The following is a 21,193-nucleotide window of genomic DNA, read 5'->3' on the forward strand; positions in this document are numbered from 1 at the left end:
GAGACTTCAATTTTTTACTTGTGCACTTCTAAATCTTATGTAAGAGTCGAATCAGCACGACGGCCCGCGAGGCAACGTCAACCATCGGCGCCCCCTCGGGTTACACGCAAACCCAGGACCCCTGACACTGTGAGGCGATTGGCCATGGCCGACAAGATGCTGTCCCACTTCTATCGAGGCCAGTTCGTGGCCCACACGACAACCCGCCAGGACGGGCCAATTGTTCTCGGCTGCAACGGTTCAGAGGAATCGACTCGAGCAATCACAGCAGCAAGCCGATTGGCGGGTGGGCCCGCGGACGTCATTCTCGTGTGCGCGATCAGAGCGCCCTCCCCACCGCCGCGCCCGACCCGACTGCACGACGCGTTGAAGGCGGAGGCGTACCTGCTCACCGACCGGGCAACTGTCGATGAAGTCCTGCGCCGAGGTACGGAGGTGGCACTTGTAGCCGGTCTGCGGCCCCTCGCCGCGCTCTACCTCCGCGGCGATCCCGTCCGCGTGCTGCTCAGCACCGCCGAGCGGTATCAAAGTCCGACCATCATCGCCGGTATGTCCGGGCAGAGTCCGAGCCGATTGGTACGTCGTCTGGCTCGACGACTACCCAGCGACGTTGCACTCATCGCCACTGACGGAACTACACATCTGCGAAGCCGGCCGGCGTCAACCACACAATTGCGCAACCAGACGAAGGCATGGCGTGCACTGCACAGGCCTGCGACCGCGTGAAAACACCAGCAAGCCCCGTCAAAAACCGGAACCAGCAGGAGGAATCATGCACGCGCCATCGATGATGAAAGCCCTTGCCGCCGGACGGATCATTCTCGGCGTGACGTCTCTGGTCGCGCCACGAGCGTTCGCCACCGCCGTCGGAGTTGTAAGCCCCACCGACGAACTGTCATACATGACGCGCGTGTATGGCGCCCGAGCAGTTGCAATGGGAACCGGCTACCTCACCGCCACTCCACACGAGCGGGCACGGTGGGCCAAGCTATCGCTTGCCATCGACATCTCCGACACCACCGCGGGCATCAGTCAGGCGTTCCGGCAACCGAGTTCGCGCCGACCTGTTGCCCTCATGATCGTTCTCACCGCGACCTATGCCGCCATAGGCCTAGCCGCAGCACGTGCCCAGAGTGTGTGTCTACGTCTGCCCCGGCGGGCCGCAGTCTGTCGTCGGCGTAACTAGTTGGACTGCAGGGTGTTTAGGTCACCGGTGGGGACGGAGATCTGTAAAGCCAGGTCGTACCAGTGGTCCCAAGCGGCTGCGGGTTCAGTGAAATAGGTTGTGCGGGGGCTCGTTCCCAGCCACCGCGAGGCAATGCTGCATACTTCCTCGTAGCCACGTCATCAGGGGGACCACATGAGAACAGCAGGTGTCGCCGCGCTCACCGTTGCCGCATGCGTGCTTGCCGCCTGCACCGAGCGATTCTGGCACGGGGTTTCCCAGCACCTCCGAAGTGCGGCAGACCGTCACATCATCAAACACCGGCCCACCTGTTCAGATTGATCCTGCGGCCCCCGACGACACCGTCCCTCCACTCCCGATCATCCTCACGGTCGACGGTCAGACCTTCACCATCACCGAACGTGACGGCGGGCACGACTACAACTGGGACAACGGCCCCAACCCCGGCTACGGATTCTCGGAAGGTGCGCTGGAGACCGCGCAAGTCCCAGCAGACCAAGCAACCAAACGTCGACCGCCGCGGCGAGTCGACACACTCGGTCACTACCGCAGCTCGATCCGAGACTTTCTCAGCTCGATCGACCCCAATACCGGATACCTGGAGGACTAGAGCACGCCGAGGCCGCACGGCTCACTCAATTCGGTGTTCCCCCGGCCCAACTGACAGTTGGCGCGCCCAAATGCCCCTGAGGTGGGACCATCACTGGTGTGACCGAACTGATCGAGGCCCGCGGCAGCAAAGAGAAGCGGGACCTCGCCCCCCACGTCGTTGTACTGTTCGGCGCCACAGGTGACCTCGCCCGGCGAAAGCTGTTGCCGGGGCTGTTCCACCTGTTCTTGTCAAAGCTGGCACCCGAGTTGCGAATCGTCGGTACATCGCTGGACGACTTCGACACCGAGGGGTTCCGGGAGGTCGCGATCAAGGCCTGCAGTGAGTTCTCCAGCAGGATGTTCACGCCTGAGGCTGCCGCCGAGTTCGCCCAGCACCTGACCTACGTGCCGCAGGGCGACGGGGCTGAGGCGCTCGCGGCCGGCGTACGCGTGCAACTCGATGCGCTCGGCAGCGAAGCGCGCATGTTGCACTACCTCAGTGTTCCGCCGAAGGCGGCGATGGCAGTGCTGGAGATGCTGCACGCAGCCGATCTCGTCAAGCGATCCCGCGTCATCATGGAAAAGCCCTTCGGTACCGACCACGAGAGTGCGGTGGCACTCAACGCCTCCATTCACCGATGGTTCAAGGAAGAGCAGGTCTTTCGTATCGACCACTTCCTCGGCAAGGAGTCGGCGCAGAACATCTTGGCCTTCCGGTTCGCCAACGGATTGTTCGAACCGATCTGGAACCGCAACTTCATCGACTACATCCAGATCGATGTGCCAGAGAAGCTGTCACTGGAGGGCCGCTCCCACTTCTATGAGTCGACAGGCGCGTTTCGGGACATGGTGGTGACACACCTTTTCCAGATCCTGGCGTTCGTTGCGATGGAACCACCCACCGCTCTGGCGCCGGGACCGATCGGCGAAGAGAAGAACAAGGTCTTCCGATCCATGCGACCGCTCGATCCACGCAATGTGGTGCGCGGCCAATACGCCGGCTACCGCGACGAGCCCGGCGTGGCGCCGGAATCCGAGACCGAGACGTTTGTGGCGCTGAAGGCCGAGATCGACAACTGGCGCTGGGCCGGCGTGCCGTTCTACCTACGCACGGGCAAGAGCCTCGGCGAAGGCCAGCGCATCATCTCCATCGCCTTCCACGAGCCACCCAAGAGCATGTTCCCGCCGGGTTCCGGTGTGGGACAGCAAGGTCCGGACCACCTCACGTTCGATCTGGCCGACGCGTTCAAGGTGTCGCTGTCGTTCTACGGCAAGCGACCGGGACCGGGTATGAAACTCGACAAGCTGAGTCTGCAGTTCGCCATGCAGGAGACCGATCAGGTGGGACTTGTGCTCGAGGCGTATGAGCGCTTGATCCTCGACGCGATGAAGGGCGATCGAACGCTCTACACAACAGCCGAAGGCATCGAGCGTCTGTGGGAGGTCTCGGCGCCGTTGCTCGAGAACCCGCCGCCGGTGCGCAGCTACGACCAGGGCTCCTGGGGGCCAAACGCCATTCATCAACTCATCGCGCCCCACGCCTGGCGCCTGCCGTTCGAGAGGATCTGGCGCAACAAGAAACAGAGCTAAGACCCCTCGCGCGCATACTCTTTCATGAGTCGGCGTTCGTCATCGACCTTGGGATAACCGAAGAACACCACCACGGCGCCGCCCAGCACCACGGCGATCGCCGCGGCGTAGGCCAGGTGGTCGCCGTGAACAAACGCATCGCGGGCGCCGGCAATGATCTCCTTGCCGTACTCGGGATAACGCTCGGCCAGCACCTCGGCACTCGAAAACGATTTGGTGAGAGCGGCTTCGGTCTCGTCGGTGACCTTGGACGCGTCGGGCGAATCCGAGATCGACTTGGTGAAGTCGCGGGCGTATCCGGCGGTCAGGATTGCACCCAGGATGGACTGCATGATGGCCCCACCGAGATCGCGTTGCAGGTCTGACATGCTCGACGCCATACCTGCGCGCGAGCGTGGCACCGATCCGGTCAGCGACCGCGATGCCGGCGTGCCGGCGAAGCCGACCCCGATCCCGACCAACGCGTACGCCACAGCAATCTGCCAGTAGTGCGCATCCTCGGTCCACATCGTCAACGCCGCAACGAGACCGGCGAGGATGAACACGAATCCCACCAGCAGAGTGATGCGTGAACCACGCGCCTCGACCATCCGGGCGGACAACGGCGCGAAGAGCACCATTCCGATCGCGGCGGGAACGATGGTGGTGCCGGCCTCCAACGTCGAGTACTCCAGCACATTCTGGAGATACTGCTGGCCGATGAACATGACACCCATCAGCGTGCCGAACACGACCACGCCACCGAAGGCGGCCACCCAGAAGGTGCGGCGACTGGCAATCGAGAGATTGAACAACGGTGTGGGGGCATGACGTTGCCGCACGAAGAACGCGATACCGGCGGCCAGAGAGATCGCGGCGAGTACACCCACCGCCGATCCGGCGCCCGACATCGGGATGAAGTTGAGGGCCAGGATCATTGCGCCCACGAACACGATGGACAGCACGCCGCCGAGGTTGTCCACGGACTCAGACGCATCGCCGGAATCGGATGGTACGAGGAATATCGCGGCCACCAGCGCCACCACGGCCAGCGGCAGTGTCACCAGGAACACCGAGTGCCAGCTGAACACCTCGAGCAATGCACCTGAAACGATCGGCCCCAGTGAGGAGATCGCGCCACCCAGAGCCGACCACGCGGCGATGGCGCGAGTGCGACTCGGGCCCGACCATAGTGCGGTGATGACGGCCAGCGTCGTCGGAAAGGCCAGTCCGGCAGCGATTCCGCCCACCAGGCGCGCAGCGAACAGCACCTCGATCGAGGGCGCGAAGCCGGCCACCAACGAGGCCGGGATCGACAACAACATGCCGAAGACAAGCATTCGTTTACGGCCGTGCCGGTCGCCGAGAGCGCCGAAGTACAGCACGGACGCGGCCAATCCCAGTGAATACCCCACTGCGACAAGGTTCAGGCCGGTGGCACCCGCGTCGAAGGCTCTACCGATGTCGGGGAGTGCGACGTTGGCGACCGCAAGGTTGATGTTGGCCACCCCGGCGACGAGTATCAGGGTGCCCAGCACCACCTTCGCGCGTGGTGGTGCTTCTGATGTCACGGTGGCCGTCAAGGGTGGCTCCCTTCGTCGGTGCCGGGGCACCAGACAAGCAGTCTGACTCGATGGTGATCGAACGAACATCCACATGAAAAACAACAGGGTGCGCAAAGAGTATCCCGCGACCGGGCGCGCAGCTCAGGGTTTGATCGTCGAACTGTTCCGCAGTCTTCGGGCTGTGTTCATCGAAGCAACCCAGGGAAACGGCCTGCGATCACAAGCCCAGCGTCGACCGGATGATCGCGGCCAACTCCAGTGGGGCGTCGCTCTGCACCGAGTGCCCCGCTCCGGGTACCGAGGTCACTTCGGTGCCCGGCCGTCGACGGACGATCTCGGCGGCATCGTCGTCTGTGACAAAAGCCGACGCACCGCCGCGGACCAGCGTGAGGGGAATGGTGCTGGCCGACAAGGCATCCCAGAGTGGCCCGGGTTCGATGCTCTCGCGCATCTTGTCGTAGCGCCACTGCACGCGGCCGTCGTCGAGCTCGCGGGTGTTGTGGATGACCCCGCGACGGATCGACGACCTGCTGCGTCCGGGTGCCGCTGCGGCGGTGAGCTCGATCAGTTCGTCGCGGCTGTCGTACGTGTCGGGTCCGCTGACCAGCGCTACAGTGCCTCGATCGGCTCCGCTCAGTTGCTCAACCCGTTTTGGCGATTCGGGGCTCACGTCGACGATCAGGGCCCGTCGGATGAGGCGGGGCTCGAGTGCGGTGATGGCGATGGTGGTGAGTCCGCCCAACGACATCCCGACAACCAGTTCGGCGTCGGGGGCGAGGTCACGGATGACCGGAGCGACGGCGAGGGCATTCGGTTGCGGACGGTAGTCGTGGTCTTCTCGCCAGCCGGAGTGGCCGTGCCCCGGCAGATCGACGGCCAGCGCCGGCAGGCCCAGTGCCAGGATCACGCTGTCCCAGGTGTGGGCGTTCTGTCCGCCACCATGGAGGAAGACGATGCGGGGGGACTCGGCGGTCCACTGGACGCTGCTGACCACGTTGCCATCCACATCGGTGTCGATGCGGGTCACCTCGGGGATGGGATCGAGGTCGATATCCAGTTCGGCAGCGTTCTCGGTCAGGAGGTCGAACTCCGAAGCCATGGTGCCCCTTCCACATCGATGGTGATGTGAAGGCTACGGGTCAGAGACATCGTGCCGCCACCGTTCCGGGCCGTTACGAGAGCCCGAACCCGGTCAGTCGGTCCGGTTTTTCAGCCGACTCATCCAGTCGGCCGGCACGCGATCACTCGGACCCGGCGTCGCCTGATCGACGGGGTGCGCGTGCGGCGGAGCGAGTTCGGGGCCGCGGTAGTAGTCATTGGTGGCGTAATTCCAGAACCAATCCTCACCAGGTTCGAACGACTGGATGACGGCATGACCCGTGTCGGCGGCATGATGTGAGGCGTGCCGGGACAGCGAATCATCGCAGCAGCCAACGTGACCGCACGTTGCGCACCGGCGTAGGTGGAACCACCAGCTACCCGTCTGGTCGCATTCGACGCAACCGGAACCGCTGGGCGGCACCGACGGGTTGATGTCTGGAGTTGTCATTCCGGGCCCTCTCGCTCATCGATCGTTACTCGACCACAAGATCAGTGTTCGATCGTTTGCGCATCTTGTCCACCGCGGATCGCGTCCACCGCGTAGCCCCACCAGACCGACTCAGCCGACATTGCGCCCCTTGTTGCCTCGATCGAGCAGGTCGAGTTCGAGCTCGGTACGGGCCCGGCTCATCCCAGATCCGGCGTCGAAAGACGCCCGCGGCGACGTGCGATTTTGATACGTCGCAATCAATCCGGCAACCACGGCCGGCCCCAAGATCACCAAGATGTCCATGGCAGCAACTATCCGTTCGAATACATCGCGCCAACAGTGTCTGAATTGACAGTATTGGCAAATATCCTGCCAAGCGATCGCTCGGCAGTGTTTGTGCAGGCCAGGACAGTGTCGGCGGTTCAGATGGCGCGGGGCAACCGATTTTCCGTGCGTGAGCCGCTCGGAGTCGACCGTTTGTGGGACAGGCGGCTAACTGCTCGGTCGGCTCAGTGGGGACGGAGTGGACGGCTCAGCAGCGCCGTACATCAGTTCGAGTTCGCCGAGATACGCGCATGTGCCGATCAGTGGTCGCGCAGTGGCCATGTCCAATGGGTGATCGGCGGTGTCCGCGCGCAGAGCCGAGACAGCATCTTCGGCGATCCCGACTCCGCCGTCGGTGTGCGGCGTGTGGCCGGTCCGGATCTTGTCGGTGTGGCGCCTGACCACCGCCCGAAGTCGCGGATGGCCGTTTGGGTCGGGCGGCAACGGGAGGTCTGCGATCGAATCGGCGACCACCCGGAGGCGAGTGGCGTGTCCGAAAGCTCGGAGCATGGGCGTTCGCTCGTCTGTGGGCCCACCACTTTCTGAAAGATATTGGCGTGCTGCGTCATCGGCGGTGCGATAAGCAATGACACTCAGGTTGCGATGCTTGGTGACGTCGGCGTTCGCCGAGGGGTCGGCGGCCCGGAGCAATCGGCCCACCACAACATCGAGGTACTGCAGGTACTGGCCGGTTGCGCCGTCGATGGCCGCACGTGCCGTCGCTGCGACACCTCGGGGCCAGAGGAGAAACGAGACCACCACTGCCACTGCGCATCCGATGGCAACGTCCTCGACGCGGATCAGGCCCACGTGCCAACCGCTGGGCTTGAGAATGTTGAACATGGTGATCACCAGCACCGTGAACGCGGCTTGACCGGCGGCAAAGGAGAAGACCTTGGGAATGTAGGCGGCTCCGAAAGCTGCAAACGGAAGCAGAACCCACAACAGGGTGCCGTTGGTACCCAACACGACGACGATGGCTCCGCCTATGACAAACCCCGCGGTGGTTCCCGCCACTGCCCGTACGACTTTCGAGCCCGTGGTCAGGGCGCTACTGCGCAGAACCGACATCGCGCCCAGCACCACCCAGAACCCGTGCTGCACCGGCACCATCTGAATGAGGGCCACTGCGGCAGCGAGGCCCACACCGGTGCGCAGGGCGTTGCGGGCGATCACAGACCGGGCTATGACGACCGACGACGCGGCTTTTCGGGTGGCCTCGACTTCGGACAGCACGAGATCTGCTGCGCCGGTCGGTGGCAACTGCCTGCCCAGCACCTTGGCGATCATCGGCCGCGCATCGGCAGCAGACGACCACGCGATGGTCCGCCCGACGAGAGCCACTGTTGTGCCGACGGTGTGAACCGTGAGCAGTCGGGCGCCAGTGGCCTCCGCCTCGGACTCGCTCGGTTCGGCGGCGATCTGTTCGACGTTGTGACCGAATCGGTTTCGCAACACCGAGGTCAGGTCCGTTGCTGTGCAGACGAGTCGTTGCCGATACAGGTCATCGTCTTCTGTTGACCGCCCTTCGCCGAGCACCTCGACGCAACGACGCAGGACCGCCGAGGCCGGGTCTCGGACTTCTTCGAGTAACCGGTTCTGGCCGTGAGTGGTCTGAGCGGCAAGCCATTCGAGGTCGTCCACCACGCGCGCCAGAGCTCGACTGCCGGCCGTGAGCCCCGTAGGTCGGCTGTCGGTACCCAGGTACACCTGACGCAGTTTGTTCATCGCGTCCATGACTCGCGCGGTGGACGCGGTGTCGGTGTCGCTCATGGCGATGTGTTGGGCAAGGGCATCGCAGACTTCCCGGGCCCGGCGGCGCAGCGCATCGTGGTGATCCGGGGGCAGGAGATACAGCGCAGCCGGGATGCAGAACACCAGGGCCAGAGTCCAACCCAGCAGTCGGTCGGAGATGGGGCCGACATCGGGAACTGCCACCGGCAGGACAAACGCGAGGAGAGCAGCTCGCTGGCCCGCGGCGAAACTCGAACTGAGAATGGCCAGGTACGACACCACCACCCCGACCACCAGCATCGAGACCACGCCCACCCATGCAGGCGCCGCCAGAATCGTTCCGACGGTGATGAATACGTATCCCACCACAGCGAGGCCGGCGAAGCTGACGGCACGTCGAGTGCGGTTGCCCGGGAAGTCGACCAGCACCAGGAGCGCAATGGTGCCGAAGATGGCGAACAACGGAGTCTGGGGGCCGCCGACATGCACGGCGATGGCAGCCACGATCGGGACGATGATCGCGGTGCGAACCGCCCTCCGCAGCGCATCGAAACCGTGGTCGCGCGAACGCGCGGCCGCAGGCAGCGAGCGCAGTCGACGCGGGACGGGCAAGCCCATGGCGTGATGGTAACGGCAGGAGTCCGATTCCACGGGGCAACGGTGGCCGACGTCGAGATCGATGTCGTGCGGCGCCGCAATCGCCTAACGTGGGTTGGGCGAGAGATCAGAAACCCTCGCCGAGCAGAACGAGAATGGAGATTCGCATGAGCGACAACGTCTACCGCGTCACCGAGATCGTCGGGTCGTCGACAACAAGTACCGACGATGCGATCAAGACCGCGATAGCCCGGGCCAACAAGTCGCTGCGCAACGTGGATTGGTTCGAGGTGATCGAGACCCGAGGACACGTGGAGAACGGAGAGCTCGCGCACTTCCAGGTCACCCTGAAGGTCGGTTTCAAACTGGAGGACTGAGGAGTTCCATCGTCAGTCGAGGTCGTCGAGTATGCCGATGAACTCGGTGGCGTAGTCGACGTGGGTGAGCAGGCGTTCGTAGCGGTTTCGGGCGTCGGCTCTCACCTCGTCGATGACGGTACGGGCAGCGGGATCCGGCTTGTCGGAACCGTGCAGTGCATCCACGGCGCGTAAGAACGTGCGCATCTCGTCGAGGCTGTAGCCCAGTGGTTTCATCCGCCGGATGATCAGCAGACGTCGCACATCGTCTTCGGTGTAGAGCCGGAAGTTGCCTTCGGTGCGGGCTGTCGGTGCCACCAGATCGATGTCTTCGTAATGGCGCAGAGTCCGGACCGACAGGCCGAGCCGATCGGCAACCTCGCCCACCTTCATGCGGTCGCCGGCCATCAGTCGGATGCGCCGAGTCGACCCGACAACCGTTCGAGGCGCGCGAGCCCCGCGCCCTCCAGCCCGACGATCGTGGCCTGTTTGCCACGCGTCCGGTACTTACCCAGTACGGCATCGAGACTGGCGACCGTCGACGCATCCCAGACGTCGGCATCGCTCAGGTCGATGATGACCCTGTCGGGATCGCCCGCATAGTCGAACTGATAGACCAGGTCATTGCTCGACGCGAAGAACAGCTGTCCGGTGACCCGGTAGCGACGCACCTCGGCGAAATCGGCACTCTCGGGGTCGTTTTCGGTGACCGGCGTGACCGTGGTGAGATGTGCGACCCGGCGGGCGAACAACACCATCGCGGTGAGCACGCCGAGAACGACGCCGATGGCGAGATTGCTGGTGAAAACCGTTGCGACAACGGTGACCAGCATGACAAGAGTTTCCGGAAACGGCATCACCCGCAGGGTTCGGGGATGGACGCTGTGCCAGTCGAACGTACCGACTGACACCATGATCATCACGGCGACCAGGGCGGCCATCGGGATGACACCGACGATGTCGCCGAGAACCACCACAAGGATCAACAGGAACAACCCCGCGAGGAACGTCGACAGCCTGGTTCGCGCGCCCGATTGCTTGACGTTGATCATCGTCTGACCGATCATCGCGCAGCCACCCATGCCGCCGAAGAACCCGGTGACGACGTTGGCCACTCCTTGGCCCCACCCTTCGCGGGTCTTGTCGGAGTGTGTGTCGGTGATGTCGTCGACCAGCTTGGCTGTCATCAGCGACTCCATCAGTCCCACGAGGGCCATCGCCAGTGCGTAAGGCGCGATGACCGACAGGGTGTGCATCGTGAACGGCACATCGGGGATCAACAGGGACGGTAGCGAATCGGGCAATGCGCCTTCGTTTTCCACCGAGGGGACATCCCAGCCGAACGCAGTGACCAGCACCGTCAAACCCACGATCGCCACAAGTGGGGAGGGAATAGCCGTGGTGAGCCGGGGCAACAGCACGATGATCGCCAAACCCGTTGCCACCAGGGGATAGACGAGCCAGGGGATGTCGTCGCCGATGAGATGCGGCAGTTGGGCTCCGAAGATGAGAATTGCCAACGCGTTGACGAACCCGGTCATCACGCTGCGGGGGATGAAGCGCATCAACTTGGCGATACCGATCACGCTGAGCGCGATCTGGAAGATGCCGGCGAGGATGACCGTGGCGATGAGGTAGTCGAGTCCGTAGTCGTCGACGATCGGCGCCACGACAAGCGCAACAGCGCCGGTGGCCGCGGAGATCATCGCCGGCCGGCCTCCGACCACGGCGATGGTGACGGCCATGGTGAACGACGCGAACAGCCCCACACGCGGGTCGACCCCGGCGATGATCGAGAACGAGATGGCCTCGGGGATCAGCGCGAGCGCCACCACCAGACCTGCCAGCACCTCCCGCCGGAGATCGCGTGGTGAACGCACGAGCGCGCGCACCGTCGCCGGCGGGTTCTGAGAATGGGTGACGGAGTTCGTGCTGGGCACGCGCGTCCTTTCGAGCAGATGTGGGCAGTCGGGAGTGATGACCGGCAGACGTGGCCGGGACGCCCGCAAACCTACCGTAACGAGAGGTTTGCCCCAACCCGTGCTGGCGCGATCGCCGTTACAGGGCCAGGTGAACGGGCCGGCCACGGACGACGGTGGCGGCGACCCCGAGTGCGCGCAGACGAGCGCCCATCTGTGTCGACGAACCCGATGCGATCGGATTGTCGTCGAGCAGCACCACGTCGCCCCGACTGCCCACTGCCACCGTGGTCTGCCCATCAGTACTGGCCGAAAGGGCTTGCGCCGGGGTGAGCGCCTCATCGGGGTTCCACGGCTCGGTTGTCGCGTCGGCGCCCCGATCGACGGCTGCTGCCATCGCGATCCTCGGGTCGAGCGGGGCAACCGGTGCATCGGAGCCGAGCGCGAGTGTGACACCGCCCCGCAGCATCGAACGAAGGGCGAAACAACGGTCGGTGCGGTCGGACCAGCATTGCCGGGCCACCTCCCGGTCGTCGACCAGATGGGCCGGCTGGACACTCGCCCGTACGCCCAGTTCTCGCATCCGCCGGATGTCGTCGTGGCGGATGAGTTGCACGTGTTCGATGCCGCCGCGCGCGCCGGTTGCCTCGAACGCGCTCAGTGCCTGGCCCACCGCAGCATCACCGATGGCGTGCAAGGCGATGTCCATACCGCCGCGGTGCCCACGGGAGAGCAACTCCACGAGGGACTGGTGGTCGTACGCCTGGTGGCCGAGTGTGTGGTGTTCGGTGTCGGTATAGGGCTCGCAGCAGAACGCGGTGCGGGTGTTGAGCGACCCGTCCGAGAAGATCTTCAACGGACCCATGGTCAGCAACCCTCGTCCGTCGGCGAGTTCGCTGCCCGTTCGCAGACCTGCCGCCAGGACATCGTCGAGTCTGTCGGGATACGTCACCGGCCGGATGCGGATCTGGTCGATACCGCGGGCAAATCGCTCCGGCCACTCCAGGTAGCCCGCAGCCATCTCGAAGTCGACGACACCGACAACACCTTTGCTCGCTGCGTCCGAGATGGTCGCGCGCAGCAGGTCGTCGATGTTCTCCGATGCGGCGGTCAGGGCGCTGACATGGTGTTGCAGATCGAACCACTCGGACTCGAGAAGTGGCCCGCCGCGAAGCGGAACCCCCAGAAGTGCAAGAGCTTTGGTGTTCAGCCAGCCGGTGTGACCGTCGCCGCTGGCCAGGATGACCGGATGGGATCCGCTGACGGTGTCGAGCATGGCAGCGGTTGGCTGTTCGGGCCAGGTGGCCGTTCGGAATCCGTAGCCGACGATCGCGCCGGACCTCCAGGGGTGGGGCAGTGACGCCACGTGGTCGGCGACGATGCGCAGCACGTCACCAGGACTTGAAGTGCCGGATACGTCCAGTTTGGAACGGCTTTGGGCCCACCAGGTGAGGTGAGCGTGCTGGTCCCAGAGTCCGGGGATGGCCCAGCGGCCGTCGGCGTCGATCACCGTCTCTGCGCCGCGTGGGCGAAGCCCGGCAGCGATCTCGGTCACCGTTCCGTCGTCGATCCGGATGTCGACGGGGAGATCTGTGGGGGTTGGTCGGCCGACCGGAACCAATCGCGCACTGCGGATCAGAGTGGATGAGACGGTCATGGCGCCCAGCTTCTCACGACAGATATGCGTTCGAGATACTTGGACTTCCTATAAAGTTTGTTCCCATGAGCACAATGTTTCGTGCCAGTACCGTCGACGGCATCCTCCGGCGGAGTGCGGCCAAATTTCCTGATCGGATCGCACTCCGGTTCGCCGATCGCTCGTGGTCCTATCGCGATCTCGATGCCGCTGTCAGCAGGGCCGCGGGACACCTCCGGTCGATCGGCCTGAGCGGAGGTGATCGGGTCGCGGCGTACGGCACCAACTCCGACGCCTACCTCATCGGGTTTTTGGCCTGTGCCCGCGCCGGACTGGTCCATGTACCTGTCAACTATGCGCTGAAGGGTGGCGAGCTCGAATACCTCGTCGGGCAGTCGGGAAGTCGTGCGGTGCTGGTGGACCCGGCACTTCGGCCGGGCCTCACGCCTGTCGCCGAATCGCTGCGTGTCGAGCACGTCATTGCTCTACGTGACGACACGGATTCGCTACTGGCGTGGTGCAGTTCGGGAGACATCCCGGACATCGACGATCCGGTTGACGAGACCAGCCTCGTGCAATTGCTCTACACCTCGGGAACCACGTCGAAACCCAAGGGCGCGATGATGACCCACGGCGCCATGGTCCACGAATACGTGTCTTCGGTGATGGCGCTCGCCTTCACCGACTCGGACAATCCGCTCATCTGCATGCCGCTCTACCACTCGGCGGGCATGCACGTGTTCATGCTCCCGTACCTGTCGGTGGGAGCCACGATCAGCCTCATGGAGACCCCGGACATCCCGGAGATCCTGCGGCGCATCGAAAGCGAGAAGATCGGGTCGCTGTTCCTGGCGCCGACCGTGTGGGTTCCGCTGGCCGGTCATCCCGATCTCGAGACCCGCGATCTCTCGACCCTGCGTAAGGCCCAGTACGGTGCCTCCATCATGCCGGTCACCGTGCTGAACCGGCTACGCGAACGCTACCCCGACATCGCCTTCTACAACTGCTTCGGCCAGTCCGAAATCGGCCCGCTGGCAACGGTTCTGCAACCCGAAGAGCACGAAGATCGGCCGGCATCGTGTGGCCGAGCTGTGTTCTTTGTCGAGACGCGAGTGGTGGACACCGACGGCAACGACGTTGCCGACGGCACCCCGGGTGAGGTGCTCTACCGCTCTCCGCAACTGTGCCAAGGCTATTGGGACAATCCCGCGGCCACCGAGGAAGCGTTCCGAGATGGCTGGTTCCATTCCGGTGACCTGGTAACTCGTGACGCGCAGGGCTACATCACCGTGGTCGACCGGATCAAAGACGTCATCAACACCGGTGGGATCTTGGTGGCATCCCGTGAAGTCGAAGATGCGGTGTACACCCATCCCGGTGTCGCGGAGGTCGCAGTGATCGGTACACCGGATGAGAAGTGGATCGAGGCGATCACTGCAGTGGTGGTGCTGCGTCCGGACGCAGGCGACGTGTCGCCCGATGATCTGATCGCTCACGTCAAAGAGCAGATCGCCCCCTTCAAAGTGCCGAAACGCGTTGTGTTCGTGGATGAACTGCCGCGGAATCAGAGTGGGAAGCTGCTCAAGCGGGAACTGCGCAGCGGACTGCAGGACTAGACTGCAACCCATGGCCAGAACAGTTGCGACCACCACAGACGTCGAACGCGAAGCGCTGCTGGACTTTGTCCGGCCGCGGCACCACATGCTGCTCAGTACCGTCCGATCCGATGGCAGTCCGCAGCTATCGCCGGTCACCGGAGGAGTGGACGAGGAAGGCCGCATCGTCATATCGACATACCCCGGCCGCGCCAAGACGGCGAACGCCCGCCGCAACAGCTCGGTGAGCGTGTGTGTGGTGTCCGACGAATGGAACGGCGCCTGGGTCCAGGTCGATGGAACCGCCGAGGTGCTCGACATGCCGGAGGCCGAAGATGCACTTGTCGACTACTTTCGCAGCATCTCCGGTGAGCACCCCGACTGGGACGATTACCGCAAGGCGATGCGTGTGCAAGGCAAGTCGCTGATTCGCATTACCCCGTCGCGCTGGAGTCCCATTGCCACCGGCGGATTTCCGGAAGACGTGGCTACCCGCCTCGACGCACAGGACTGACTGCGGCGGAGATTGTCCACGCACCGTCTTGTGCACCGCGCACGGGTTTGAACCGGTGCGCGGCGATCAAAACGGTGCGACGGCGCCTACGACACACATTCTGCTCACGGGGCAGGTGGTCGCACCCCGACGTAGACACCCTGCGGCCGGAACCGCAGTCTCGGCTCCTCGTACTCCTCGATGGCGTGGGCAACCCATCCTGCGATCCGCGCGATCGCGAAGATCGTCTCGGCCGCGTCAGGCGCCATGTCGAAGCGGACCGCGATCGCGGCCAGTGCCATATCCGAATTGAGGAACGCGGCATCGGTCTGGCCGGCGATACCCCGCAACTCTTCGATGGTTCGGATGACTTTCCGGTTGCCGCCGGTGGTGGTGGCCATCAACTCGAACAGGGCCTCGGCTCGCGGATCGTGGTCCCGGTACACCACGTGGCCGAATCCAGGTGTGGCCTGGTCTGGCCCCGACCACAGCGCCAATGCACTCGAAGAATTGTCCAGAGCATCGGCCAGGAATCGTGACGCCCTGGTGGCGGCACCTCCGTGCAACGGCCCGTCGAGCGCACCGAGTCCCGCGGTGACGACCGAATAGATGCTGCCGCGCGCGCTCGCGGCCACCCTGGCCGCGACCGTGCTCGCAGTCAGGTCGTGGTCGGCCAGCAAGACCAGCGCGGCGTTCAGCAAGCGGACACGGCCGCGGTTGGCCGGGATCGGGGTGAGCCGCGGCCACAGCCTCGCCGCGAGTGATGGCCCGATTGCGTCCTGACCAGAGGCGACAGGTAAACAATCGACCACCGTGTCGAGAATGCCGGCGGCCTTGCGGGTCACCACATCGTGGGTGAGTTGGTGGCGGAGGTTGTCGCGGGATCCGAGTACGCCGATGGCCATTCTGACCATGTCGACACGGCGGCGTGCGGGGTTGCTGAGGGCTCTCAACTGTTTGATCACACTGCCGGGCAGCATGTTTCGACCCCAACCGGGCTCACTCTGCCACAGCATTGCGGCAACTGCCTCGAAGTCCACCGAGGTGGCGAGCACGGCGGCATCCTGGCCACGGTAGTAGAGGTGATCGTCGTCGAGCAGTGTGATCTGGGTTCGGATACGTTCGACGACCCCTGCCGGTGGTCGGCCGGCGGAACGCCGGGTCAATGCGTCCACCTCGTCGACGGCGAACACGCTGCCCCGGACCCCGTCGACGGCAGCGCTGGTCAACAGCCCCCGACTCACGTAGGCGTACACGGTTTGCGTTTTGACGCCGAGCACCCGGGCGACTTGCGCGGTGGTGAGGTAGTCGCGTCCATCGTGTCGCAGCGGTGTGGGTCGCCGCCGACGGTGATGGGCCACGTGGTCGGTCGATCGAACTGCCATCGTCGAGGTCCCTTCACATTGATTCGATCAACATTGACACATAGCAACTACCGGTCGAATGTGATTGCCAGACAACCACACTTATGGATCGGAGATTCACATGTCGGTGATGGTCGCCCCGCCGGGGTTGAGCAACGTCGTGGTCGCGGATACCGCGATCGGTGATGTACGTGGTGACGAGGGCTTCTATCAGTATCGCCAGTACTCGGCCATCGACCTGGCCAGGACGAAGACGTTCGAAGAAGTGTGGTTCCTGTTCGTCTACGGTCGCCTTCCGGACCCCGACGAGCTGGACACGTTTGTCGTCACGACGCGGGCCCTTCGCGCGATTCCAGCGGAATTGTCGTCGCTGTTACGCACGATCGCCCTGGCCGGCAGTGAACGGCAGATGCTCGCGCGACTACGCACCGTGTTGTCGGCAGCCGCGGCAGCCACATCGGTTGTACCGCTGTGGGATGCCGGTCCAGATCAAAGGATTGCCGACTCGCTGGCCGCCACTGCGATGACGCCGACCATCCTTGCCGCCTTGCACAGGATTCGAGCGGGTGAGGATCCGCTACCACCGCGCGACGACCTTTCGACCGCAGAGAACTGGCTGTACGGATTGACCGGCAAGGAACCCGAGCCGGAGCGTGCACGAGCGATCGAGCAGTACCTGATCGCCACCGTGGACCACGGATTCAATGCATCGACGTTCACCGCCCGGGTGATCGCGTCGACCGGCGCCGATGTCTTCAGCGCGGTGTGTGGGGCGCTCGGCGCATTTTCCGGACCTCTGCACGGCGGCGCGCCTGATCGGGCACTCGATGCGCTCGACGAGATCGCCGAGACCGGCGATGCGACCGCCTGGGCCGAAGCCCAGCTGGCGGGGCGTAGCCGCATCATGGGTTTCGGTCACGCGGTGTACCGCACCAACGACCCGAGGTCGGACCTGTTGCGCGACATCGCGTCCCGACTCGGTGGACCGCTGGCCGAGTTCGCCATCGATGTGGAGAAGGATGTGGTCGCGGTGTTGGCCGAGGCCTATCCGGATCGTCCTCTGTACGCGAACGTCGAGTTCTATGCCGGGGTCGTCATGGACAGTTGCGGAGTGCCCCGACAGATGTTCACACCCACCTTCGCGGTGAGCCGGATGGTGGGCTGGTGCGCCAATATTCTGGAGCAGGCCGAGGACCGCAAGATCATTCGGCCGAGCGCCCGATACGTCGGCCCACCGGTTGTCCGGTGAGCCCGGTGGACCCGGCGAGGTGATCTCGCCGGGTCCAGGTGTCGGGTGACATCGTGTGTGATCAGCGCACCAGCGGCATGATCGAACGAACCGTTGCGCTGCGCAGCCACAGGCCGGACCACACTGCGATGCCGACGACGACTGGCAAGAAAATGCCTGCGCTGAGCGACTTTTCATCGATCATGTGGGATGTGGTCGCGCCGCCGAAGTATCCGGTCAGAAGTACCGCACCGAGAATCGCGGTCCGCGGGTACAGATACAACGCAAGGCACCCCAGCATCACCACGCCCATGGCAACGATGTCGCCGTCGGTGAAGCCGAGCTCGTACGACGCCTTCGTCACCTCTTCCGGCAATGCCAGGTGCGAGATAGCGTCGACGAGCAGCAAGATGCTGACGAGTCCGGTCACCACTCGTCCGGCAATCTGAGACCTCCGGCTGATGGTGGACGTGGTCTGGCTGGACGTGGCTGGGTTGTCGGCGATGGCGGTCATGATGCGCTCCTGGGGTTGTGGCGGTTTGTCGGTCTTGTGAAGTGAGACCATGCCGGAACGCAGAAGTAATCGCCGGGAGCAGCGCCGGTTGTTGTTGTACAGGCGGAGGCAAATGGTCTCGTCCCGCTGAAAAATGACTTAACTCTCAGCTCTTGGAGCAGCACAATGGCCGGATGCAGTCAGAAGCATCAGAGCGCGAGTGCCCAACTCGGTTTCATGTCACGTCCGCAAAGAATCGTGCGTCCATCTCTCGGAGCGGGTTGGACTGGCGGCTCATGGGCGCCGCACGTGGAATTGCCGGTTCGGATCGACCGGAGCAAGAGGGGTGCTTCCTCGCTGCCAATGAGTACGAGTGTGACTGGTTCGTTCGAATGAACAACACCGGTGGGCCTGTTGACGTGTGGGAGGTGAGCGGCGTTGACGCCGATACCTTGGTCGAGTCACCTCAGGGGTACTACTTCTTCCCCGGTGTGGTCGGCCGCGATCGGGTTCGGCTGGTCCAACGCGACATCCCGCCCGTCAACCGCCGATGAACTCCTACCCGACCGGGGTCGGAGACTCAGCCGGTGAAGGGTGGGACGAACTCGCATCCCACTGCCTGCGGGTGTGCCGGGTCGAGCGCATTCAGGACGAACTGCGCCGCCCGGCGAGATCCCGCGATGCCGGTGTGCTCGGAGTAGTCCAGTGAACAACCATCTTGCACAACGATGTTCGTGGCGTTCTCAGCTCGCAGCTCCCCGCTCGTATACGGAACGACGAGTTCGTCGAAGCGGGTCATGATGTTGGTGTATGTGATGTCGGGGTCATAGAGGCCATCGCGCTGCAACTTCTTGAGCATGTCCGAACCCTTGGTCATCTGCAGGCACGCCGCGCAGATGGCCCCGATGGTCTGCTGCTGAACCTGGTCTATCCCAAGCGCTTTGGCATAGGCAGCGATCTCACCGGCCGCGGCGACGTTGGTGCCGTTCCACAACGGCGCCAGAGAGATGTACTTGTCGACCTTGTCGGCTCCACCCAGGAACTTGATCCAGTAGGTGGGCATCAAGGTGCCCTGTGAATGCCCCACGATGTCGACCTTGGCAGCGCCGGTCGATGCGCGCACCCTGTCGACAAAGGCGGCCAATTCGGCGGCACTCTTGTCGATGGATGCGAAGCCGCCAAGTGCGCTGATCGGCCACGGTGCCCACGGGATGGCGCCATAGGTCAAGGCGAAGACGCAGTAGCCGTTGTTCGCAAGCAGCGGCGCGTAGGTACCCCAGTTGGTCTGGGCACCCCCGCCCGTACCGTGCACAAGAACGACAGGCCGCGGATGTTCGGGAGTCGGCTTGCAATTCCAGTCGTTGGACCCGGGCAGGGAGCCGCCGGGCCGAGTGAGTTCGCTGGGGATACCGGCGAAGAAGTTGTAGTCGACGGGCAATGGATCCTTCGCCGCCACCGGACCGGTCCCGAACACCGTCCCCAGGGTCAACACGAGAGCAGCGATCACCCCGGCGATCTTCGCTCGTTGCATTCTGCTCCCACTGCCCATCGCAACTGGTTAGCTACGATTCGAGGATAACCGGCAGCTCAGGCGGGGTGTCGGGATCGGTGAATCTGGCAGGAGTTCCCGACGGGTGGGACAGTCACTGGTTGTCGTAGGCGGCGCGGGCGGCATAGACCACGTCCATGTTCGACTGCACCAGTTCGATCAGACCGTGCAGCCGTTCGGCGATCTCCCGGCCCAGCGGCGTCAGCTCGTATTCGACCTTGGGTGGGATGGCCTCGAGCACCGTGCGAGTGAGCATGCCGTCGCGTTCGAGGTTTTGCAGTGTCCGCGAGAGCATCCGTTCGCTGACTCCGTCGACTCGTCGGCGGAGTGCGTTGAATCGATAACTGCCCTCGGCGAGTGCCGCGAGAACCAGCAACCCCCAGCGACCGGTGACGTCCTGGAGGGTCTCGCGGGATGAACAGTCGCGCGCGAAGACGTCTGCTTCGAGAGAGTTGTCCACCTGGTCGGCCATTGCTCCACGATAACCCAGCTGTGACCAGGATGGTTACTCACCGGCTTGCGCTTACTAAAAGTAAGTGCATACTGAAACGGTAGCGCTGAGAACGGCGCTTGAGACGGAGGATTTGAAATGCCAACAGCGGTCACCGGTGCCACCGGCCAACTGGGAACACTTGTCATCGACAATCTTCTCGATCGAGGTGTGCCATCGACCGAGATCGTCGCAGTGGTCCGAGACGCCTCGAAGGCCACAGCCCTGCAGGACAAAGGCGTCGACGTTCGATCTGCCGACTACGACGATCCGGCGGCACTACGTGCGGCGCTGACGGGAGTGGACAAACTGCTTCTCGTGTCGGGCTCGGAGGTCGGCCGACGGGTTGCTCAGCACATCAACGTCATCGACGCGGCCGAACAGTCAGGCGTCCAGCTGATCGCGTACACGAGTCTGCTGAACGCGGACCGGAGCAACATCTCCCTCGCCCCTGAGCACCAGGCCACCGAAGCCCGCCTTGCCGAGTCGTCGGTGCCCACCGTGCTGCTACGGAACGGTTGGTACTGGGAGAACTATGTGGCAGCCATCCCTCAGGCGGTCGAGTCCGGGAAACTGTACGGCGCTGCGGGCGAAGGACGTCTCGCGGCTGCGACCCGGGGCGACTTCGCCGCCGCCGCAGCCGCAGTTCTGACGCTCGACGATCAGGGCGGCAAGATCTACGAACTCGGTGGTGGCGAACGCCTCACCTATGCCGAGTTCGCCAAGGCCATCAGTGAGATCTCCGGCGCAGAAGTGACGTACCAGGACCTCCCGCAGGCCGACTACGCCGCCGCACTGGAGCAGGCCGGCCTGCCGGGTCCGGTCGCCGCGATGCTTGCCGATGCGGACGCCGGCATCTCGCGCGGCGAGCTGGACACGGCAAGTGGTGACCTGCAAGCACTCATCGGACGAGAGTCGACCCCGGTCTCCGAGGTCATCAGGTCGGTTCTCAACTGAGCTCCGCCACAGAGTC

The 21,193-nt window shown here is 64.0% G+C and carries 22 protein-coding genes; 10 read left to right on the plus strand and 12 right to left on the minus strand.

Annotated elements, in window-relative coordinates:
* Positions 1 to 144: 144 nt before the first annotated feature.
* From WIMU1_RS08610 to zwf, 4 genes are all read left to right on the plus strand, one after another.
* On the plus strand, positions 145 to 726 hold the full coding sequence (locus WIMU1_RS08610; protein WP_062796452.1) for a universal stress protein: 582 nt from the start codon (positions 145 to 147) through the stop codon (positions 724 to 726).
* Positions 727 to 772: 46 nt separating this feature from the next.
* The gene (locus tag WIMU1_RS08615; protein ID WP_062796454.1) at positions 773 to 1,186 is read left to right on the plus strand and encodes a hypothetical protein; all 414 of its coding nucleotides are present in this window, start codon (positions 773 to 775) and stop codon (positions 1,184 to 1,186) included.
* Between the two features lie 271 nt (positions 1,187 to 1,457).
* A complete protein-coding gene (locus tag WIMU1_RS08620; RefSeq protein WP_120802590.1) occupies positions 1,458 to 1,796 on the plus strand; it encodes a hypothetical protein in 339 nt (112 codons plus the stop codon).
* A gap of 98 nt (positions 1,797 to 1,894) precedes the next feature.
* On the plus strand, positions 1,895 to 3,367 hold the full coding sequence (zwf, locus tag WIMU1_RS08625) for a glucose-6-phosphate dehydrogenase (protein ID WP_023954515.1): 1,473 nt from the start codon (positions 1,895 to 1,897) through the stop codon (positions 3,365 to 3,367).
* Here the strand turns inward: zwf and WIMU1_RS08630 are convergent.
* The 5 genes from WIMU1_RS08630 to WIMU1_RS08645 form a co-directional block, all read right to left on the minus strand.
* Positions 3,364 to 4,929: an MFS transporter gene (locus WIMU1_RS08630; protein ID WP_062796467.1), complete on the minus strand. Its 1,566-nt coding sequence runs from the start codon at positions 4,927 to 4,929 to the stop codon at positions 3,364 to 3,366. The two genes, zwf and WIMU1_RS08630, sit on opposite strands and share 4 nt — an antisense overlap.
* 199 nt (positions 4,930 to 5,128) lie before the next feature.
* The gene (locus WIMU1_RS08635) at positions 5,129 to 6,010 is read right to left on the minus strand and encodes an alpha/beta fold hydrolase (RefSeq protein ID WP_062796469.1); all 882 of its coding nucleotides are present in this window, start codon (positions 6,008 to 6,010) and stop codon (positions 5,129 to 5,131) included.
* Positions 6,011 to 6,103: 93 nt separating this feature from the next.
* Entirely contained in the window at positions 6,104 to 6,460 is a 357-nt protein-coding gene (locus tag WIMU1_RS08640) for a UBP-type zinc finger domain-containing protein (protein ID WP_023954512.1), read from the minus strand.
* Between the two features lie 111 nt (positions 6,461 to 6,571).
* A complete protein-coding gene (locus WIMU1_RS26150) occupies positions 6,572 to 6,745 on the minus strand; it encodes a hypothetical protein (protein ID WP_157366792.1) in 174 nt (57 codons plus the stop codon).
* 189 nt (positions 6,746 to 6,934) lie between these two features.
* Positions 6,935 to 9,118, minus strand: coding sequence for an FUSC family protein (locus tag WIMU1_RS08645; RefSeq protein WP_062796471.1), 2,184 nt, complete (start codon positions 9,116 to 9,118; stop codon positions 6,935 to 6,937).
* Between the two features lie 146 nt (positions 9,119 to 9,264).
* Here WIMU1_RS08645 and WIMU1_RS08650 point away from each other — a divergent pair, with 146 nt between their 5' ends.
* Positions 9,265 to 9,474 (plus strand): dodecin, encoded by a 210-nt coding sequence (locus WIMU1_RS08650; RefSeq protein WP_062797488.1) that lies wholly within the window; start codon positions 9,265 to 9,267, stop codon positions 9,472 to 9,474.
* Between the two features lie 12 nt (positions 9,475 to 9,486).
* Here WIMU1_RS08650 and WIMU1_RS08655 read toward each other — a convergent pair whose 3' ends face one another.
* The 3 genes from WIMU1_RS08655 to WIMU1_RS08665 all read right to left on the minus strand — a co-directional run bounded on the left by WIMU1_RS08655 (position 9,487) and on the right by WIMU1_RS08665 (position 13,029).
* A complete protein-coding gene (locus WIMU1_RS08655) occupies positions 9,487 to 9,861 on the minus strand; it encodes a MerR family transcriptional regulator (protein ID WP_062796473.1) in 375 nt (124 codons plus the stop codon).
* A complete protein-coding gene (locus tag WIMU1_RS08660) occupies positions 9,861 to 11,393 on the minus strand; it encodes a SulP family inorganic anion transporter (protein WP_062796475.1) in 1,533 nt (510 codons plus the stop codon). Before WIMU1_RS08660 ends, WIMU1_RS08655 begins: the two co-directional genes overlap by 1 nt.
* A 118-nt stretch (positions 11,394 to 11,511) precedes the next feature.
* Positions 11,512 to 13,029, minus strand: a complete 1,518-nt coding sequence (locus WIMU1_RS08665) for an amidohydrolase (protein ID WP_062796477.1) — start codon at positions 13,027 to 13,029, stop codon at positions 11,512 to 11,514.
* Between the two features lie 65 nt (positions 13,030 to 13,094).
* Between WIMU1_RS08665 and WIMU1_RS08670 the strand changes: the two genes are divergently transcribed.
* Positions 13,095 to 14,624, plus strand: coding sequence for an acyl-CoA synthetase (locus WIMU1_RS08670; protein ID WP_062796479.1), 1,530 nt, complete (start codon positions 13,095 to 13,097; stop codon positions 14,622 to 14,624).
* A gap of 10 nt (positions 14,625 to 14,634) precedes the next feature.
* The gene (locus tag WIMU1_RS08675; protein ID WP_062796481.1) at positions 14,635 to 15,117 is read left to right on the plus strand and encodes a PPOX class F420-dependent oxidoreductase; all 483 of its coding nucleotides are present in this window, start codon (positions 14,635 to 14,637) and stop codon (positions 15,115 to 15,117) included.
* Positions 15,118 to 15,221: 104 nt separating this feature from the next.
* Here WIMU1_RS08675 and WIMU1_RS08680 read toward each other — a convergent pair whose 3' ends face one another.
* Positions 15,222 to 16,481, minus strand: coding sequence for a citrate synthase (locus WIMU1_RS08680; RefSeq protein WP_062796482.1), 1,260 nt, complete (start codon positions 16,479 to 16,481; stop codon positions 15,222 to 15,224).
* Between the two features lie 100 nt (positions 16,482 to 16,581).
* Here WIMU1_RS08680 and WIMU1_RS08685 point away from each other — a divergent pair, with 100 nt between their 5' ends.
* Positions 16,582 to 17,709 carry a citrate/2-methylcitrate synthase gene (locus tag WIMU1_RS08685; protein ID WP_062796484.1) on the plus strand — a complete coding sequence of 376 codons (1,128 nt, stop codon included), beginning with the start codon at positions 16,582 to 16,584 and terminating at the stop codon, positions 17,707 to 17,709.
* A gap of 61 nt (positions 17,710 to 17,770) precedes the next feature.
* Here WIMU1_RS08685 and WIMU1_RS08690 read toward each other — a convergent pair whose 3' ends face one another.
* The gene (locus WIMU1_RS08690) at positions 17,771 to 18,202 is read right to left on the minus strand and encodes a DoxX family protein (protein WP_062797489.1); all 432 of its coding nucleotides are present in this window, start codon (positions 18,200 to 18,202) and stop codon (positions 17,771 to 17,773) included.
* Positions 18,203 to 18,573: 371 nt separating this feature from the next.
* Between WIMU1_RS08690 and WIMU1_RS26655 the strand changes: the two genes are divergently transcribed.
* Positions 18,574 to 18,735: a hypothetical protein gene (locus WIMU1_RS26655; RefSeq protein WP_245968898.1), complete on the plus strand. Its 162-nt coding sequence runs from the start codon at positions 18,574 to 18,576 to the stop codon at positions 18,733 to 18,735.
* Between the two features lie 26 nt (positions 18,736 to 18,761).
* On the opposite strand, the gene WIMU1_RS08700 is transcribed toward WIMU1_RS26655, so the two are convergent.
* Together WIMU1_RS08700 and WIMU1_RS08705 are read right to left on the minus strand one after the other, a co-directional pair.
* Positions 18,762 to 19,712, minus strand: coding sequence for an esterase/lipase family protein (locus WIMU1_RS08700; protein WP_030165920.1), 951 nt, complete (start codon positions 19,710 to 19,712; stop codon positions 18,762 to 18,764).
* Between the two features lie 112 nt (positions 19,713 to 19,824).
* The gene (locus WIMU1_RS08705) at positions 19,825 to 20,202 is read right to left on the minus strand and encodes a winged helix-turn-helix transcriptional regulator (RefSeq protein ID WP_062796488.1); all 378 of its coding nucleotides are present in this window, start codon (positions 20,200 to 20,202) and stop codon (positions 19,825 to 19,827) included.
* 117 nt (positions 20,203 to 20,319) lie between these two features.
* On the opposite strand from WIMU1_RS08705, the gene WIMU1_RS08710 reads away from it, so the two are divergent.
* Positions 20,320 to 21,177, plus strand: a complete 858-nt coding sequence (locus WIMU1_RS08710; RefSeq protein WP_062796490.1) for an SDR family oxidoreductase — start codon at positions 20,320 to 20,322, stop codon at positions 21,175 to 21,177.
* Positions 21,178 to 21,193 lie beyond the last annotated feature (16 nt).

Origin of the sequence: Williamsia muralis NBRC 105860 (assembly GCF_001598915.1) — a bacterium.
GTDB lineage: Bacteria > Actinomycetota > Actinomycetes > Mycobacteriales > Mycobacteriaceae > Williamsia > Williamsia muralis.